Source organism: Mesorhizobium sp. M2A.F.Ca.ET.039.01.1.1, from assembly GCF_003998035.1.
GTDB lineage: Bacteria > Pseudomonadota > Alphaproteobacteria > Rhizobiales > Rhizobiaceae > Mesorhizobium.
Genome location: NZ_RZRY01000685.1, coordinates 1 through 3,269, shown reverse-complemented (window position 1 = coordinate 3,269; position 3,269 = coordinate 1). Strand labels below are relative to the sequence as shown.

Here is a 3,269-nt window from a genome sequence, read left to right as displayed (position 1 = left end):
CCTTGGAGGTGAACTCGCGCCCGTCGGCTGTCGCGACCTTCACCTCATCGGCGTCCTTGATGACATGGAAATTGGTGACGATGACGCCGCTCGGATCGACCAGCACGCCCGAGCCCAGCGAAGACTGCGCGCGCGGCTGGGCGCGGCCGAAGAATTCCTCGAAGAAGGGATCGCCCTCGAAAGGCGACGTCATCTTGGCGGTCTGCGAGGCATAGACGTTGACGACGGCGGGTGCGGTCTGCTTGACCAGCGGCGCGAAGGAAAGCTGCACCTCCTCGCGGCCGAACGGCACGCGCTTGTCGGGGCCGGACGTGCCGTTCTCTCCTTCAACGCCATGCAACAGATCGGTCAGCACGTCGGAGAGGCCTGGATCGGCCGGCTTAGCGGCATCCTCGGCAAAAGCCTGTCTTGCGGCCGGTGCCGCGGCGAATAGAGCCAGCGCAGCAACAAGAAACAGTCGTTTGAGGTGCATTCCGAATCCTCCAGATCGGGCGCCATTGTCCCGACGATTGTGCAGAATGAAAGGCTAAGGCGATGAAATCGAATTATTTTCAGCCAGTAACCGGCTATAGCTGTATCCGCAATCTGGTACTGTTGTCCGTTTCATGAAAAAGCAGCTCGCTTCCTTCCCCGATTTCCTGGCGACCGGTGTCTTGGGACCGGTGTCGCCCGACATGAGGCTTATCGAGATAGCACAGGCTCGGGTCACCCGACGGATGGAATATCAGCGAAGGTGACCCGATTCCGGTCTACTGGTTCTTCGGCAACCTGGAGATTTCCTTCGACAGCATCGCACCCCACTCGATGAATTGGTTTCAGATCGAAGGGGCATCGCAACTCGAGGGTGAATTTGAACCTTTGACCAAACAGCTGAAGGTGTCGCTAGATGGATTCAGCGGCGCAACGAGGCCGTCCGAATTCCTTGCAGCAGGCCTGTGGGATCCCACGCAGGCTTCCGTCTACTACGCGGCGCTAAGCGACGACATCCTGCTGAACGTTTGTGCCGGCGGCATCCAGATTCATTTCCAGGTCGACACGTCTTTCATCGGCAATCGCGACGTGATTGAATATTTGAACAGTTCGACCGTGCTGCAACTTGTCCGGAATATCGACTCCCGAACCAAGGTTGACAGCATCTACTCCTATCCGCGGAAGGCCCCCAAAGAGCTGCCCGGGGTGTTCAATTGGCAGTGCCTGGCTGGCCAGGACTACCTGAACCTGGTTCGATAGGTTGCAGGCAAAAGTACAAAGGGGCCCGAAGGCCCCTTGAACGCTTTCTCGGAGTATCCGTGCCTCAGGCGGCCGCGGCTTCCTCATTAGCGCCCTCGGCCTCGAGGCGGGCGCGGTCGGCGGCGCCCTTGGCCGAGGTGTCGCGGTCGACGAATTCGATGACCGCCATGGCAGCGTTGTCGCCCTTGCGGAAGCCTGCCTTCATGATGCGCAGGTAGCCGCCATTGCGGGTGGCGTAGCGCGGGGCGAGGGTCTCGAACAGGCGCTTGACGACGCCTTCATTGCCGATCTGCGCGATCACCTGGCGGCGGGCGTGCAGGTCGCCGCGCTTGCCGAGCGTGACGAGCTTCTCGACGATCGGACGCAGGTCCTTCGCCTTCGGCAGGGTGGTGACGATCTGCTCGTGCTCGATCAGAGACACGGCGAGGTTGGCGAACATCGACTTACGATGGCTGATGCTGCGGGCGAAACGACGGCCTTTGAAACCGTGGCGCATGGCTCTTTTCCTTCTTCAGTTGTTCAAGAGGCCACGGCCTCTGATGGTTTTCCGCATGACCGTCGGATCGAGCGGCTCGCGCCGCCGATCCTTGGAATTCATGCTCAATACTGGTCTTCGTAACGCTTTGCGAGGTCTTCGATGTTTTCCGGCGGCCAGTCCGGCACTTCCATGCCGAGATGGAGGCCCATGGCCGCCAGCACTTCCTTGATCTCGTTCAGCGACTTGCGGCCGAAGTTCGGGGTGCGCAGCATCTCGGCTTCGGTCTTCTGGATCAGGTCGCCGATATAGACGATGTTGTCGTTCTTCAGGCAGTTGGCCGAACGCACCGAAAGTTCGAGTTCGTCGACCTTCTTGAGCAGCGCCGGGTTGAAGGCGAGCTCGGTGACGGCTTCGGTCGCGACTTCCTTCTGCGGCTCGTCGAAGTTGACGAACAGCGCGAGCTGGTCCTGCAGGATGCGGGCGGCGAAGGCGACCGCGTCCTCGCCCGAGATCGAGCCGTTGGTCTCGATGGTCATGGTCAGCTTGTCATAGTCGAGCACCTGGCCCTCGCGGGTGTTCTCGACCTTGTAGGAGACCTTCTTGACCGGCGAGTAGAGCGAGTCGACCGGGATCAGGCCGATCGGCGCGTCCTCGGCGCGGTTGCGCTCGGCGGGCACATAGCCCTTGCCGGTGTCGACGGTGAACTCCATGCGGATCTCGGCGCCCTCGTCCAGCGTGCAGATGACGTGGTCGGGGTTGAGGATCTCGACGTCGCCGACGGTCTGGATGTCGCCGGCGAGCACGGCGCCCGGGCCCTGCTTGCGCACGACCATGCGCTTGGGACCATCGCCTTCCATGCGGATGGCGATTTCCTTGATGTTGAGCACGATGTCGGTCACGTCCTCGCGCACGCCGGCGATGGACGAGAATTCATGCAGTACGCCGTCGATCTGCACGGCGGTGACAGCCGCGCCGCGCAGCGAAGACAGAAGCACGCGCCGCAGCGCGTTGCCCAGCGTCAGGCCAAAGCCGCGTTCGAGCGGCTCGGCCACCAGCGTGGTCAGCGTCTTCTTCTTCGACGAGAACTCGATCTTGTTCGGCTTGATCAGTTCCTGCCAGTTTTTCTGGATCATAAATGTCTTCCTTCCTTTGCCCCGCCACCATCCAATCGTGGCGGGCGACACGGAAAACCGCGGAGGAACGCCGTGGCGTTCGCGCGGCGCTTAAAATCAGACGCGGCGCTTCTTGCGCGGACGGCAGCCATTGTGCGGGATCGGCGTCACGTCGCGGATCGAGGTAATGGTGAAGCCGGCCGCCTGCAGCGCGCGAAGGGCCGATTCACGACCGGAGCCGGGTCCGCAGACCTCGACCTCGAGCATGCGCATGCCGTGTTCCTGCGCTTTCTTGGCGACGTCCTCGGCAGCCATCTGGGCGGCGAACGGGGTCGACTTGCGCGAACCCTTGAACCCTTGCGCACCGGCTGACGACCAGGCAATCGAATTGCCCTGCGCGTCGGTGATGGTGATCATGGTGTTGTGGAAGGTCGAATTGACGTGGGCAA

5 protein-coding genes are annotated in these 3,269 nt (G+C 61.7%); 1 reads left to right on the top strand and 4 read right to left on the bottom strand.

Going from position 1 to position 3,269, the window contains the following annotated elements; translation table 11 throughout:
• Positions 1 to 472: trypsin-like peptidase domain-containing protein (locus EOA24_RS31835; protein WP_245501902.1), on the bottom strand; the 472-nt coding region annotated here is incomplete at its 3' end.
• 332 nt (positions 473 to 804) lie between these two features.
• On the opposite strand from EOA24_RS31835, the gene EOA24_RS31830 reads away from it, so the two are divergent.
• Complete coding sequence (locus tag EOA24_RS31830) at positions 805 to 1,230, top strand: hypothetical protein (RefSeq protein WP_126082798.1); 426 nt, start codon at positions 805 to 807, stop codon at positions 1,228 to 1,230.
• 64 nt (positions 1,231 to 1,294) lie between these two features.
• On the opposite strand, the gene rplQ is transcribed toward EOA24_RS31830, so the two are convergent.
• The 3 genes from rplQ to rpsK form a co-directional block, all read right to left on the bottom strand.
• On the bottom strand, positions 1,295 to 1,726 hold the full coding sequence (gene rplQ / locus EOA24_RS31825; protein ID WP_126082799.1) for a 50S ribosomal protein L17: 432 nt from the start codon (positions 1,724 to 1,726) through the stop codon (positions 1,295 to 1,297).
• Between the two features lie 104 nt (positions 1,727 to 1,830).
• Entirely contained in the window at positions 1,831 to 2,841 is a 1,011-nt protein-coding gene (locus EOA24_RS31820) for a DNA-directed RNA polymerase subunit alpha (RefSeq protein WP_040994640.1), read from the bottom strand.
• A gap of 96 nt (positions 2,842 to 2,937) precedes the next feature.
• A partial coding sequence (gene rpsK, locus EOA24_RS31815; protein WP_127410479.1) for a 30S ribosomal protein S11 occupies positions 2,938 to 3,269 on the bottom strand: 332 nt, incomplete at its 5' end.

Coding starts and splice junctions, on each gene's coding strand:
- EOA24_RS31830 (WP_126082798.1), top strand. CDS start 805: ATGAATTGGTTTCAGATCGAAGGGGCATCGCAACTCGAGGGTGAATTT.
- rplQ (WP_126082799.1), bottom strand. CDS start 1,726: ATGCGCCACGGTTTCAAAGGCCGTCGTTTCGCCCGCAGCATCAGCCAT.
- EOA24_RS31820 (WP_040994640.1), bottom strand. CDS start 2,841: ATGATCCAGAAAAACTGGCAGGAACTGATCAAGCCGAACAAGATCGAG.